This window comes from Diplocloster modestus, assembly GCF_019042245.1.
Lineage (GTDB): Bacteria > Bacillota > Clostridia > Lachnospirales > Lachnospiraceae > Diplocloster > Diplocloster modestus.
The window spans coordinates 24755-39827 of sequence record NZ_JAHQCX010000007.1; the positions used below are offsets into that span (position 1 = coordinate 24755).

At 47.6% G+C, this 15073-nt stretch carries 11 protein-coding genes; all 11 read right to left on the bottom strand.

Annotated features, from left to right (window positions below):
* Positions 1-371 precede the first annotated feature (371 nt).
* The gene (locus KTH90_RS11625; protein WP_158344145.1) at positions 372-824 is read right to left on the bottom strand and encodes an NUDIX hydrolase; all 453 of its coding nucleotides are present in this window, start codon (positions 822-824) and stop codon (positions 372-374) included.
* A gap of 206 nt (positions 825-1030) precedes the next feature.
* On the bottom strand, positions 1031-2194 hold the full coding sequence (locus KTH90_RS11630) for an FtsW/RodA/SpoVE family cell cycle protein (RefSeq protein WP_238726843.1): 1164 nt from the start codon (positions 2192-2194) through the stop codon (positions 1031-1033).
* Between the two features lie 56 nt (positions 2195-2250).
* A complete protein-coding gene (locus tag KTH90_RS11635) occupies positions 2251-4062 on the bottom strand; it encodes a glycerophosphodiester phosphodiesterase (protein ID WP_238726844.1) in 1812 nt (603 codons plus the stop codon).
* A gap of 203 nt (positions 4063-4265) precedes the next feature.
* Positions 4266-5762, bottom strand: a complete 1497-nt coding sequence (locus tag KTH90_RS11640; RefSeq protein ID WP_158352796.1) for a Na+/H+ antiporter NhaC family protein — start codon at positions 5760-5762, stop codon at positions 4266-4268.
* Between the two features lie 127 nt (positions 5763-5889).
* Positions 5890-6822, bottom strand: a complete 933-nt coding sequence (locus tag KTH90_RS11645) for a metallophosphoesterase (RefSeq protein ID WP_158352797.1) — start codon at positions 6820-6822, stop codon at positions 5890-5892.
* 62 nt (positions 6823-6884) lie between these two features.
* Positions 6885-7823, bottom strand: a complete 939-nt coding sequence (locus KTH90_RS11650; RefSeq protein WP_238726845.1) for a DUF4474 domain-containing protein — start codon at positions 7821-7823, stop codon at positions 6885-6887.
* Between the two features lie 239 nt (positions 7824-8062).
* Positions 8063-9631 carry a response regulator transcription factor gene (locus tag KTH90_RS11655; protein ID WP_238726846.1) on the bottom strand — a complete coding sequence of 523 codons (1569 nt, stop codon included), beginning with the start codon at positions 9629-9631 and terminating at the stop codon, positions 8063-8065.
* A 55-nt stretch (positions 9632-9686) separates the two neighbouring features.
* Positions 9687-11489: a sensor histidine kinase gene (locus KTH90_RS11660; protein WP_158352800.1), complete on the bottom strand. Its 1803-nt coding sequence runs from the start codon at positions 11487-11489 to the stop codon at positions 9687-9689.
* 100 nt (positions 11490-11589) lie between these two features.
* Positions 11590-12417: a carbohydrate ABC transporter permease gene (locus KTH90_RS11665; RefSeq protein ID WP_158352801.1), complete on the bottom strand. Its 828-nt coding sequence runs from the start codon at positions 12415-12417 to the stop codon at positions 11590-11592.
* A 14-nt stretch (positions 12418-12431) separates the two neighbouring features.
* On the bottom strand, positions 12432-13307 hold the full coding sequence (locus KTH90_RS11670; RefSeq protein WP_158352802.1) for a carbohydrate ABC transporter permease: 876 nt from the start codon (positions 13305-13307) through the stop codon (positions 12432-12434).
* Between the two features lie 65 nt (positions 13308-13372).
* Complete coding sequence (locus KTH90_RS11675) at positions 13373-14761, bottom strand: ABC transporter substrate-binding protein (RefSeq protein ID WP_158352803.1); 1389 nt, start codon at positions 14759-14761, stop codon at positions 13373-13375.
* Positions 14762-15073: the final 312 nt, after the last annotated feature.

The window sequence follows — 15073 nt, forward strand, 5'->3', positions numbered from 1 at the left end:
TCCTTTTCAGTCTGTTCTTCTAGCACCCACACCCAAATCCTCTATTCGAAAACGCCCTCTCCTCCCTTCCTCAATTCCTATTCAAAAACAGGATGTTTTTACTATGTTACCGCTAACACATTTTCTCAAAAAACACTCCCCAAGGAGTCCTCTGTATACATTATTTAAGCCACATGTTACCGCTAACATATTATAAAACAATAATATCCTATTTAAAAAATGATGTCAAGTCTAACTTACTATCATTTTGCCTATCATTTTATTAATATGAATTCTAAAACCTCATGGACTTATATCCCCGCGTTCCTTAGTTATATCAAAGAAATCCGGCCAGGGAGCTTCCGCTCCCGGCCGGATGAATAAACAACGCACTAGAAATACTTTCTGCTGCCCCAGAGGTTGCTTTTCTTCAAATCCAGATATTCATTATACGCCTTTTCCAGAATTTGCTTCTCATTTGTGAACTTCAGCAGATGATAGGCCTCGTGGAATTTATAATAGCCCGAATCTACGAAGTATTCCTCCCGCTGCGGCTTGCTGTAATAGCTGTCCGCCATCATCAGATACCAGTGAACATCTTTTTCCACCGTATCCTCCGGAACGCTAAAGGAATATTGACTTTTACCTATATACTTGATGATCTGCGCATTGACCCCTGTTTCTTCAAGCACTTCCCTTGCGGCTGTATCCTTGAATTCTTCACCCTGTTCAACCGTTCCTTTTGGTAAAACCCAGCCTTCGTATTTATTCTTATAATTCTTATATAAGACTAAAATCTTTCCCCGAAATATAACCACACCGCCGCAGCTTGTTGCTTCAATCATTGCAATTCCTCCTGCCCGTAAGGTGTGTCAAACTGACTGTTTTTTAGTATACCTCTTTTACGGTTTATTTGCAACCCATTGTTGTAAATTGGAGGATGAGGCGCTAGACGTCAGGCACCAGGCGCCAGACTGTCCTCATATGGGTATATCAGACTCGGCAGGAATTTATTTATGCCTGCGTTACAAGGCCCCTCCCTCAAAAAAAACTAATCCCTAAACTTGATCTGCTTGGACACAGCCAGAGCCAGTCCCATCTCAGCCATAAGGAACAAGATCGAAGTCCCCCCATAGCTGATAAACGGCAGGGAAATCCCTGTAGTGGGAATCAGGTTGATCACGACCGCGATATTTAACACCACCTGGATCGCGATATGGGAAAATATGCCGGTCACCAGAAGAGAACCGTACAGATCCGGCGCGTTTCTGGCTATGAAGAGCAGGCGGTACAGGAGCAGAATAAATAACAGGGTTACAAGCGCCGCTCCAAAAATCCCCAGTTCCTCACAGATAATAGAAAAAATCATATCGTTCTGAACTTCCGGTATGTAAAATTTCTGGGCGGAATTACCCAGGCCTTTTCCGAAAAAACCCCCGTTCCCGATGGCGTACAGTCCCTGCATCGTCTGATATGCCCAGTCATTGGCATGGGTTTCCGGATCCAGCCAGGCCAGGATACGTTTGATACGAAACGGTGTGGAATCATCCATATAGGCGGAAAAATCAATGTGCTGCTTCAGATAGTTGATTCCGAATACAATGCCGCCAAACCCCAGTATTCCAAGACCCACGAAAGGAATCGTCCTGGGGTGGACGATGAATAACAGGATTGCCGTGATTCCTATGACAATGATCGCGGAGCTTAAATTATCTGTCAAAACATAGAGCATTAAAGCTGCCAGTACGCCTACCCCCATGATCAGAATGGAACCCTTGATTTTCTTGACTCCGTTTCCGATCTTCACAATCAGGTAGGGAATAAAAAGGATAATAGCGATCTTCACAACCTCCGCCGGCTGTAAACGAAGATTCCCGCGGCCAATCCAGCGGGTCGCTCCCTTTGCCTCGATCCCTAACGGTGTCAGGACCAGAAGTACCATAATCAATGAGACGATATATCCAAAAAAAGCGAATTTGATCCAAATATGATAGTCGATGTTGGCAATGATCAACATGACAACAAGGCTTGCGAGGCTGATCAGACCCTGCTTGCGAAACCAATACATTCCATCCCCATACTGAAGCTGCGCCGCATAGGAACTGGCGGAATACAGCATAATCAGACCAAAGCACACAAGGAATATGACCACCGCGAGCAGATTATAATCGAAATACCTTTCCCGGTTATTCTTAAAACCATATTTTCTAGCCATTCAAATTCTCCATTTCGTTATCCTTGGTACAAGCTCTAATAAATTATTATTATAGACTAACGAAGAGCAATTTTCAACAGCTCGACAAAAGTATCTGTATTTTCCTGGGCCAGTACTTCCCGGACCAGAGTCGTCCGGTCTGTGATGATATTATCCACCCCTATACTATTCATACGCATCATATTTCCCTCGGCGTTTACGGTCCAGGCATGCACCTGTTTTCCGGCCTCATGAGCGCTTCTCACCATGGATTCCGTCACATAAATATACTTCACGCTGAGCAGATCCGCGTATTCCAGCCTGGATACATCCCCATAGGCCACGGACATGATATAGCCTGTGGTTATTCCCGGATTCAGCTCCTTTACCTGTCTCAGGAAATGATAATCCATGGAGGTGACGATACACTGATCTTCCATATGATATTCCCCGATTAACCCGATTACCTTGGGTACGATATCCTCGTTATGGCCATTGGATTTGATCTCAATATTCAGGTTCAGCTTTCCCTTGCAGTAATCCAGCACTTCCCTCAGCGTGGGGATCGGCTCACCTGAGAATTCTTTTCGAAACCAGCCGCCGGCGTCCAGATTCCGGATCTCATCATAGTTCACTTCCCAGATCTTTTTATTTAACCCGGCCGTTCGCTTCAGGCTGCTGTCATGCAGAAGGATCAGCTGCCCGTCTTTCGTCTCCTGGATATCGATCTCCGCATAATCCGCCAGTTCTTCCACCGCGTTCATAAGGGCGGACATCGTATTTTCAGGAGCCGTCCTGGCCCCTCCCCGGTGTGCGGTCACCTGGGTGGATACGAAGATATCATCGGCCAGCACCACCCGCTGGCTGATCAGATACCATCCGTAGACCAACTCCAGAGCTGCGACGCACATACCAATCAACATGGCCACTCTCTTTCGGCCAAATTTCCGGAACAGCCTGCTCTTCCCATAGTCCGGCAATCGATCCGGCAGACTGCCGCGCTCCCGCGTGGTCTCCCGGTACATCGTGTAGATCAATACCAGATTACACACGGTGCCCACCACACCTGCCACATATCCCATACCAACCTGGATCCAATCCTCGATCTTCAACAGGACACCCAGTGCTATAGCTGCATCCTTAGTGAAATGCACAAAAACAGCCGCCAGAAAAGTAAACAGAAAATAGAACGCAGATAGGACCACAATCAAAGCAATATTCCAGACCAGCAAACTGCCCAAAAACCTTCCGTAATGCCGTCCCGTAATGCTCCGGCTTTCCCGGAACCCGTCCTTCACCCGTCCCCGTTTCATGACAGCCGCCGGCACCGCCAGAAAAAGCTTCGTACACAGCAGCAATAAGGCCACAAACAAGATGATCCAAACGGCAGGATATTTAAATTCACTGATCAGTATCTGAATAGCATAATTCAATATCTTTATATTGAAAAACTGTCTTACCAGATAATGCATAGTCAGAAACGGCATAAGCGTCAGAATACCCGGCAGCCACATCAGGGGATTCCTCCCGATAAAGATCTCCATCTGACGGCTTCCAATCAAAATAATATCCGTAACCGTGGCCTTGACCTTTCTCTCCGAATAATGGAAACAGCCCAGCAATACCGACACCTCAAACAGAAGCAGAAATAACATCACAATCACATAGACGCTGAACAGCAGAATAGTGAGCGGATTCTTAATAAAGTCCAGAAAATTCTCCGCTGTCAGATAACTATACCCTTGTCTTTCCAGCGAAAGCAAAATCCCCTGTCGCAGCAGATAGAGCAGAGTTGCCGAAATAGCTATATGCAGACCCACTTCAAACAACAGCAGGCTTTTCATATTAAAATTCAGAATCTCTCTTGCTTTTTTAAAACAGGTCCGCATGGCAGTAACCTCTTATTTCGCATATTATGATATAGGATTCCCGGAGAACCGGGATGTATTAGTGTTTTTTTATGAAAGGCCGGGGCGGCCTGGTGCAAGGATATGCAAACAGAGGAGAGGAAAGCGGCAGGCCCCTGCCGTTTTCCTCTCCTCCCGGCCCCACTATAATATCACTTTTATGTTCCTAACACTTCAACTCTGAGCTATGCCTCGGCATTTTTTTTGCCTACCTTTATATATAGCACAATCATTACGGCGAACAGGGCAGCCATTGCGCTGAGCAACCCGATCCATCCGTTCTGGGTAAAGCCGGCAAACAGGAAGCCTAACAGACAGCAGGCAGCAACTGTAAGCGCGTACGGAATCTGCGTGGATACGTGGTCGATATGTTTACACTGGGCACCCGCAGATGCCAGGATCGTCGTATCGGAGATCGGGGAGATATGGTCGCCGCATACTGCACCGGAAAGTACCGCCGCTACACTGACTACCAGCATGGAACTCTCACTTCCGAAGATCGCCACTGCGATAGGGATCAGGATACCAAAGGTTCCCCATGAGGTTCCGGTTGCGAAGGCAAGTCCCAGTGCAATCAGGAAGAACGCTGCCGGAAGAATCATTCCGATCATTGCGCTGCCGCCTACTACACTGCTGACATAGCCGCCGATGTTCAGATAGTCCTCACTGCATATCCCGGATAAGGACCATGCCAGACACAGGATCATAACCGCCGGTGTCATGGCCTTGAAGCCCTGTACAAAACTGTCGCAGAACTCCCGGAAGTTGATGATTTTCCGGGGCAGATATAAGAGAAAGGTAAAGATCAGTGCGAAGAAAGAACCGATAACAAGGCTCTGCGCGGAAGAACAGTTCGCAAACGCATCGATGAGCCCGGCGCCTTCAAAGAAACCGCCTGTATAGATCATCGCTGTGATGCAGGCCACGATCAGGACCGCGATCGGCAGGATCAGGTCCAGAACCTTTCCTTTGCCGACGATCTCCAGATCTTCCTGTGCTCCTTCTTCGGCATCCAGCTTACCATCTAACGCTTTTTCATAGGAAGCCATTTTACCGAAATCCATCTTTGTAAAGATAATGAAAAGCATGAACGCGATCGTTAAAAGCGCATACAGGTTATACGGAATCGTTTTGATAAACAAAGAAAAACCGTCGATGTTACTGCCCTCGGGGAGGGATGATCCCACTGCCGCCGCCCAACTGGAAATGGGTGCGATGATACAGATCGGCGCCGCCGTCGCATCGATGATATAGGCAAGCTTGGCCCGGGTGATTTTGTATTTGTCGGTCACCGGACGCATAACCGTTCCTACGGTCAGGCAGTTAAAATAATCGTCTACAAAGATCAGCGCTCCAAGAACTGTGGTGGCCAGCAGCGCGCCCTTCTTGGTTTTGATTGATTTGATCGCCCAGTTCCCGTAGGATCTGGACGCCCCTGATTTGGTAATCAGCGCTACCAGGATTCCCAGCAGAACCAGGAAGATTAGAATGTAGGCGTTTCCACCGATCTTATCGGACATGACCACAAATGTGGTCTCCACCGCTTTCACCGGATTTCCTCCTGCGAAGAGCAGGGCGCCGGATAAAATACCCAGCATTAAAGACATGTAAACCTCTTTTGTGATCAAAGCCAGAACGATGGCAATAATTGGCGGGAGCAAAGCCCAGAATGTAGCTGACATAACACTATCCCCTATCTCATGTATTTTTTTCTCCTTGATTGCGGATAAACCCGAAGGCATAGCCGCCTGCGGGTTTATCAACAATATTCGAGTTTGTTACTTTATCAGTTTACATTGAAATAGCAGTTTACGCAACTGTATTGTCGTCTTTACTCGAAAATTGTACATTTTGCACAAAATATTTTTTTAAATCGTTGGGGCCGTCCAGAACTTCCCGCCCTACATAGAGGGATCGGTCCTGCCTTGTTTTTACGGACCATTTCACCAGCGAGATTTTTCCTCCTGTCAGCTCCAGCGCCGTGATGCATCTGGGGTGTACACAGCTTCCGTCGTTAAAATACAGGGGTTCCCCGAATTTTGGCAGCACCGGACGGTGGGTATGGCCGGCCACCAGCATATTCCCGCTTTTCTGCGTCCAGTGTACGAGTCTGCGCTCGGTCTTATTCTTTTTCCTGTAGTTTTTGGCAGCGCTGGTAGGATCGTTGACTCCAGCTGTTTCCACCGGTTTCCAGACATAGCGTACCAAGAATCTGGCCGCCTTCCACAGGACATCATTCAGCCAGTCTCCCTGATGACCGTGAGCAAGCAGAATTTTATCCTTTGTGGGCTCATATTGGAGTACCAGCCCCTCCATTACCTGAATGTCCGGGAATAGCGGCGCCAGGCACTGCTGGTCAGTACACCGGTACTGGGAGCAGGTCCGGCCCACATACCGGGGAGACTGTTTGACCCGGTCGTGGTTCCCGTACAGCATAAAAAAACGGTGTTCATAGTAAAATTTTGACATCAGCCAGAATACATTGCTGTGAATATCGATGATCTGTGTCAAATCACGGCATTCCCACAGTTCATCCCCGTCTCCCAGTTCAATATAAATATATCCCTGCTCATAATAGTAGCGCAGGGCTGCGAAATACAAATTTTGGTTTTTCAGGAAATTATCCCCCCAATTGCCTATCCCCCTGTGACAATCACTCATCAGCACTATTCTTGAATGGTCATCAAAAGGAAGGACCGGAGATTTTTCCCAAAGTCTTGACAATTTTGTTGCTGTGGACATTTTTGTTCACTCCTGTCCGTTCCGTTATGGTCCTCCGTCTGTCATGGTGCTCTTTGTTCTATCTATTCACCGTTCTGATAAAACCGGATGTTAGCGAACTCCCGGTAGCGCTCTCTGCTCTGTCCCAGCCGGATCACCGTGCGGAATACATTCGGCAGGAATTCTCTTAGATAGCACAATTTATCTGGCGTCCAGCCAAAGTTTCTGGTGAGATACCGGTATATCCGGACATACAGACGGTTATGCCGCTGTGTGATATGGGCTCCCTCCACCGTCCTGGTCACAGGCTGGCGTGTATGGGGCTGACGGAATTTGACAAACATGGTCCGGTATCCGGCCACGATCTCCGATTGCGTATAACCGGCCTCAAAAAGCGCTTCCTGGAACGCTTCGCACATTCCGGCATCCGGAAATGTGATCTTGATATCCATAGTCAATTCCGAGGGTTCCGAGAACATCCCCAGTTTAAACGCGGACAGCCACCAGTGCAGCCCTTTCCGATAGCAGAGTACCTCCCCCCTACGTTTCAGGTAATAGGCGATATACAGCCGGTCTTCATCGGATACGCTTTTGTAAAAGGTCCCCTGGAATTCTCCCGGTACAAAGACATCATCCTCCTGTGTACAGAAAATTCCCACTTCCGCTCCGGTGCACATGCCGTACTGGCCCTTCCAGAATTCGATCAGCCACCGTTTATCCCCATATGTAAACGTGATAGGCTCGCAGTCATATTCCATTCCTGCCATGTAAGCAGCTTCGTCGTAGATCTTACAGTACCCCGCTTCCCGCTGCCACGCATCCATCCTCCCGTAGAAGATATCCTGGTTATAGTCGTAGGCAAAACCCGCTCCCAGAAGCTCCCTGTCTAATTCTCTTAGTTTCTCATCTGATCCCCGCTCTCTGATCTTCCTGAGAAGCTTTCGCCTGCGGACCACACAGAGCATCCACAGAGCCGCAAGAACCACCAGTCCCCCAAACACGTACCAAAATTCTCTCGGCATATTTTCACCCTTTTCATACACTCACTTCTTATTATCATATGATAAAAACCGTATTTTGCTACCCGCTCCTGCCATCTCCTCTAAAAAATAACAAAGATGTCCCAAAAACACAGTCTGTTCTTACGGCCCGATCCGGTTTCACAGCAGGGACGGAAGCTGCTAAGCCGGAATTCATAAGAGCAGTCTGTGCTTTTGGGACACCTTTCCCATCACCACAAACCTAATTCATTTCTATTCTGTTATTTTATGTCCACAATCACTTTTTTCCTATACTCCTTCGGACTCATGCCGGTGGAAGCTTTGAATACCCTGCTGAAATAATGCTGATCCGTATATCCGACCATATTACAGACATGGTTGACACTGAGATTCGGTTTTTCCTTCATGATCTTCTGCGCGGCGCCAATCCGCTTCTCCGTCAGATATTTTATCATGGAGACTCCTTTCATTTCCCGGAACAGCCTGGAGACATAGGTATAGTTATAATTAAATTTCTCCGCCACTTCCTCCACACTGTTAATGACCATGAAATTCTTATCCACATATTCCATGACCTCCTCCCTGGCTTTCTGGGACGTACTCCTATCCAGTCTGTCCTGAAGATAAAACGTGACGCTCTCTGAAAATGCGTTCTGTATCTCCCGTGACTCGCCTGCGATGCTTAATGTGGTATAAAATTTTTCCTTCACTTTTGCGGCGGCAGCCTGGTCCTCCACATGCAGACTGCTCTCCAGCATTTTATAAATATCATGAACGATCTTTACCAGCTGCTTTTGTGTACAGCCGCATTCCAATACATAGGACATAATATTCATCAGTTCTTCCAGAAGGATGTTATAATTGTCCATCTTAAACAGAACTTTTATATTATTCTGGAGGCGGAGGCTGGCAGCGTCATATAATTCCATCTCTGCTGGCACGGATTCCATATTTTCCAGAACAAAGACCTGTTCCTCGGCAGGCACTACCCAGGTTTCCAGAAGATTTCTGATCCGGTGGGTATAATTCCAGATATCCTCCCGCTTTACTTGTTTTTCGCGATAACACAGATTAAACTTCATTCCGGGATGCCGGGTATGGATTCTCGCGCTCAGAACGGAAACGATTTCCTCCATATCCAATTGCTGCCCAATGGGAGTGGTCAGGACTATATTTTTAAAATTGCAGGGATTCCCGTCTGCGATCATCCACTCCGGCGACTCTGACGGAAGGTCTTCCAGAATCTCTTCCCACTTCACTCCGCCCCCGCCGTCCAGGGATGCCGTATAAAACTCGCCCAGCGATTCGCTGGCTCCGGAACAACACAGATTGTAAAAGCAGATTCCCAGAACATAATACCCATTTTTGCCGGCTGTCGGTTCCTGTGCTGCTGTCTGCATGGAGTTACGCCCTGACATCCGCACCTGGGGAAAGGATCTCCTTCTGGATTCCTCTAATTTTGCCCGGATCTCCTCTATTACTTCCAAAAGGTCCTCCTCAACCAGCGGCTTGACAAGATAATAGGAAACGCCATAGCGCATGGCCTGCCTTGCAAAAGAAAAATCGCTGTACCCGCTCAGCAGCACGACATGGATGTCAGGAGCTTTTTTCCGCAGTTCCCGCGCCAATTCGATCCCGTCCATTTTTGGCATCTTGATATCACTGAATATCACATGGGGATGGTACTTTTCTACCAGCTCCAGTGCTTTTTCTCCATCATTGGCTGTCGCTATGACCTCACAGTCCTCTACCGTTCTCTCAATCTTCGAAACGATACTGGATAGAATCCTCTGCTCGTCCTCCGCAACGACAATTCTAAGTCTTGCCATGTCAGCTTCATCCCCCTGCCTTTTTCTGGCTGCATTCCTTTATAGACTTTCACTATTACATACCGTCCAGGCCGCTTAATCTGCCCCCGCACTCGATCCGGCCCCCGATTACAATCCGGCTGCCTTCCTCCCCATCAGACCGGTTCCCGATCCAAAACAGCATGTCATCACCGTAGAACATATAAAGTCTGGCATATATATTCGCAAGACCCATGCCGTCAATCTGCATCGTGGAGAATTCATGATGCTCCACCAGTTCCCGGCAGTGATCCATGATTTCCCGGATCCTGTCCTCCGAAAAGCCTACCCCGTTGTCCTCAATGCTAATCCGGAACCGGTTATCTTCGATCTCACCCGAGATCTGGATCGCGCAGTCCAGCCGGTCGCTGTATTTCAAACTGTTTTCCACCAGGGGCTGAACCACCAGCTTCGGGACGATAATCTGCATCATAGGCAATGGAATATCATAATGCACCACGGTCTCCGGAAACCGCTCTTTCATAATGTCCACGTAATCCCGGACGTGTCTGAATTCCTTTGAGAGCTTCACCCCATGCGCATCCTCACTGGAAATATAACGCAGCATATGCATCAAATGGCCGCATACCGTCGCCACTTCATAGTCCTGCTTTTCCTCAGCCATGGCCGATATGGTCATCAGGGTATTATATAGAAAATGGGGCTGCATCTGCGCCTGCAGCGCCAGCATGGTTGACTGTAATTCATAGGCCCGCAGGCTGATGGCCTCATCCATAGAGGTCCGTAATTTCTTCTGCATCAGGACGATCGTATCGGATAATATATTCAGCTCTTTTATATCGGTTTTCACCGGCTCATAGGTAATCCAGTGATCCCCGTCAAAATCCACTTTTTCAATTTTACCGCTCATAATCTTCACCGGATCGGTAATACGAACAGATATCCGGTATGTAATCATCAGGGAGCCAAACAGCAGCAGCAGAAAACCGATAAATACGATGATCAGATAGCTGATGACAGGCCGGTAAACTTTTGCTGTGCTGATACTTCCCACAATATATACACTGGAATTCATCACTGGCTGAATCTGTACCTCTATTCCGTTTTTCTTATATTTTTCTTTTACGACCAGCCCATTTTCCCTCCGGACTTTAATATCGGTCTGGTCCTCCCCGTATAAAACACTGCCGTCTGCTGTGTAAACCGTGATATTCATATCCTCGCTGCGAACGATATTATCCATCATATCCTTAAAACGGGTATACGGCACTTCGATATCCAGGATGGCGCTGGGAGCATAACTGGGCATGTTTTTGTTCATATCCCTCTGCAGGGATATCACGGGGACCAGGTCATTTTTATAATAGGGATTCTGCGTATTGATCTCTTTTAATATATCACTTTCATTCATTTTACAGATTTTAAGGTTTCCCAGCCCGATCGGCGTGAACTCGTGCATGTCCCGATTCTCCCGCTCACTGATAAAATAATTGCTGCCCATCCAGATATATTTATTATCTTTCATCTGAACCGCGACCCGGTAATCTTTCACGATCATTTTATAGCCAAGGAGATAGAGCTTGGTAAAGTAATCATTCACCGGTTCTCCCGCATTATAAGCATTGGGCAGATCTTCGGTTACTATCTTTTTAAATTCCTCCGAATTGCACAAATTGTTGGAAAAGGTGCGCATCTGCTCAAAAAAACTGTCGACTTCCTTAACAACCGTGTCATAAGCTGTCCTTTGTGCCAATTCTACTTTATCATTTACGTCTTTACCTATGTATATCATCAGGCTGATTATAACCAGCGAGAAAAAAAGGCTGATCATAACTGCAAAGGAACGAAATAATCTTGAAGAAATGGAAGAACCGTTCATAACTTTATCTCCTGGTTAAATGTATCCGTTTCCTATATGATACATTAATCTATACGCATTTACCAGTCACTTAAAATAGCAGTACTTTATTATCCTCTAATCAGCCCTTCACAGCTCCTGCGACCATTCCGGATATAATATATTTCTGGCCGCATATATAAACTGCCAGTACCGGCACGATCGCATACAGGATTGTCACACTGACCAGATTCCAGCTGGCCGTGAAAGTCCCGTAGAAATTATAGACCTGCTGCACCACAACTGCCTTGTCCGGATCCGGCAGCATATACAGCGGGATCGTGAATTCATTCCAGCAGTTCAGAAAGTTAATCATAATTACCGTGACCGTAACCGGTTTCAGCATCGGGAAGATCACCTGGAAAAAGATCCGAAGCGCGCCGGCGCCGTCCACGATGGCAGCCTCATCCAGCTCTTTCGGGATAGAATTTAAAAATCCATAAAACAGGAACACACTTAACGGCAAAATCAAGGCAGTGTATACAAGAACCACACCCAGCTGCGTGTTATATATGCCTAAAATCCGGGTTACCTTTACCACGGTTACCATGCTGATCGGAAACATCAGGCCCAGGGCAAAATAGGTATAGATCGCCAGATTCCCTTTTGTTTTCCTGCGGGCCAGTACATAGGCGCACATGGATGCGCACAGAACGCTGATCAGCACAGGGAATACACTTACAATCAGGCTGTTGACGTAAGAGCGCAGGATATTCCCCACCCTCCACACCTCACCGAAATTCTCCCAGTGAAATTCCGACGGCGGCGCAATACTCATATTGATCGCCTCGCTGCTTGTTTTCAGGGCGTTAAACAGGATTACAACAATCGGTATCAGGATCAGGAGAGACAAAACCCAAGCGAATATTTCCTTGCCGATATTCCAGATCGTGCGTTTATTTGTCACCATAAGTCTTCCCTCCTCTAAGAATCAAAATCTTTGTTGGTCAGCTTCAGCGCGATCAGGCCGAATGCCGCCGTAATGATAAACATCACCACACCGTAGGCAGATGACATGCCGTACATCCTCTTGCCGAACTCCTTGAATACCATCGTGTTGATCAATTCCGTGGAGCCGTTGGGGCCGCCGCCGGTCAGCACATAGACGATGTCGAAGGCTTTCAGTCCCTGGGAAAGATTCAGCAGCAGGTTAATGGAAATCGAGGGGAGCATCCGCGGCAGGGTAATAAAGCGAAGTTTCTGGTAAGCGGTGGCGCCGTCTATGGAAGCCGCCTCGTAGAAGGACTGGTCGATCAGCTGCAGCCCCGCCAGATAGATCACCATGTTAAAACCGGTCTGCCGCCATACTTCCACGAACATGACGGAGCCGAATGCAGACCCGGCGGTTGTAAGCCACGGCTTAACCAGGTTCTCAAGCCCGACGGCACCCAGAAGCTGGTTGAAAAATCCGCTGGTCATTAACAGGGAGCCGAAGATCAGTCCGATGATCAGCGGGGAGAGCATACTGGGCATAAAGTATACCGCCCTCAGCGCATGGCGGCTCTTCAATCCTTCATTAAACAACAGGGCCAGCGTAAAACCGATCACATTTTTAAGTACCGTTGTGACCAGCCCGAATTCTATGGTCCGCGTGATCACAGAGGTCAGCTCGGGATTGGAAAATATTTTTTTAAAATTATCGAGCCCGATAAAATGTGCCACTTCCCCGGTGATCTTAATCGCATTCCAGTCCGTCAGGGAATAATAAAAGTTCAGCGCCACCGGAAAGATAAACAACAGGGAATATAGGACAATGGCCGGAATACTGAATCCCCAGTGATATATTTTTTTATTTATCAAGGTAATCACTCCATAATCAGGAGAGGCGGCAGGTTCTTACACTTGCCGCCCCAACACTGCTATTTTTAGTTTGTTGCGGCCGCGTCAAACATGGTAGCGCGGTATGTATCCATATTTTCCAGGAACTGATCCGGGGTCGTTGTTCCGGCTGCAAAGCCCTGGAAATATTTGTAAAGATCGGGATCCCAGTACAGCATGTCGTTCATAATTCTTACCGCAGGTTCTTCCTTGCTTCTCTCCAGCGCTTCGTTAGTCGCATTGGTGGGTTTTACTGTGGTTACGCCCTTGAACGCGGCGGTTACGAGATCGGTACGGGCCGCATAGTAGGTATCCAGGTTTTCAGGCTTTGCCAGGAATTCCAGATAAGCCTTGCACGCGTCTACGTTCTGGCTGTATTTGTTGACGTATTTGGAGATACCGCCGCCGTTTGCGTTTATCGAATCCGTTCCGGCTACCGGCAGAGGGAACATGCCCCAATCGTCTTTACAGCCATTGGCAGCCAGTTCCGCGGGATATGCAGTATAAGTTACCATCATAACCGTGTCACGGTTCTGCAGTGAAGTATAGCTGCCGAACCAGTCTTCCGACTGACCGTCGTTGGTATAATATTTCGGTTTTCCGTCCGTGCCCTTTGCGCTCAGGAAGTCCGCGATCTGGGTTAAGCCTTCTTTCGCTGATTTCAGGGAAGCGATCTTATTGTCCTTGGACTCGTTCAGCCATTCCGACGCACTCGGAGATACTTCGCGGTTAAACACATTTGTCATGGAATAGAACCAAGACTGGGTATGCCATACACCGTTGATGGGTTCGTATAGCGGGGTCTTTCCCAAATCCTTGATCGAATCACACAGCGCTACGAATTCATCCCAGGTCTCTGCAGGTTTCAGATTGTTTTCATCAAAAAACGTCTTATTGTAGAGAACGCCTTCATAGTCTACTCCCCAGGTGCTGAACCCGTACAGCTTGTCTTCATAGGTATTCGCTGTCACGGCCCAGTCCTCCATGTTGGCCGCCCAGGGCTCATTGGATAGATCCAGTGCCATATCGGGAACTCCTAAAGATACCATGGGCTTCCCAGCATCATACATAAAGATATCCACCACATCGCTGCCATCCGCCAGGGAGGTTCCCAGCAGAGTGCTATATCCGTTATCAGGGGTCACCAGAAGTTTTACTTCGATACCGGTTTCCTCCTTGAACTTTTCGATCAGTTCACGGTCAATATCCTTGATCCAGTTTTGAGAAGCCATCATTGTGATGGTGCTGCCTGCAGCGGCTCCTTTTGAATCCTCCTGCCTGTCGGCAGGTTTTGCTGTGGCTTCGGGTGCGGATGACTCTGCCGGTGCGGCTGCCGGAGCCTCTGCCTCTTTGCTTCCATTGCCGCAGCCGGCGGTTCCCATAATCATCGCCGCGGAGAGCGCAACAGATACCATTTTTACAAACCTTTTTTTCATTGAATTACCTCCTGTTATTTTAGATATTTCTTATAGAAAACTAGCTTTCTTTATCTATAATTATACTCAAATAGCACAAAAACTCCATGGATAGATTCTACGCAGTTTGTGTACTTTTTTTACATTCCATAATCATTATCATTATCTTAATCATGTGAGGATTAAGAGGACGGCCGTGAAAACGGCGTGGCCAAAGCCACGCCGTTCACTCATACAACCTATACAGTATTTAGGAGCCGCCGTCTGATGAATAATTTCATGATCCGACAACGATAGAGCATTTTTAATGTACCACTCGGTCAGCTGTTTCAA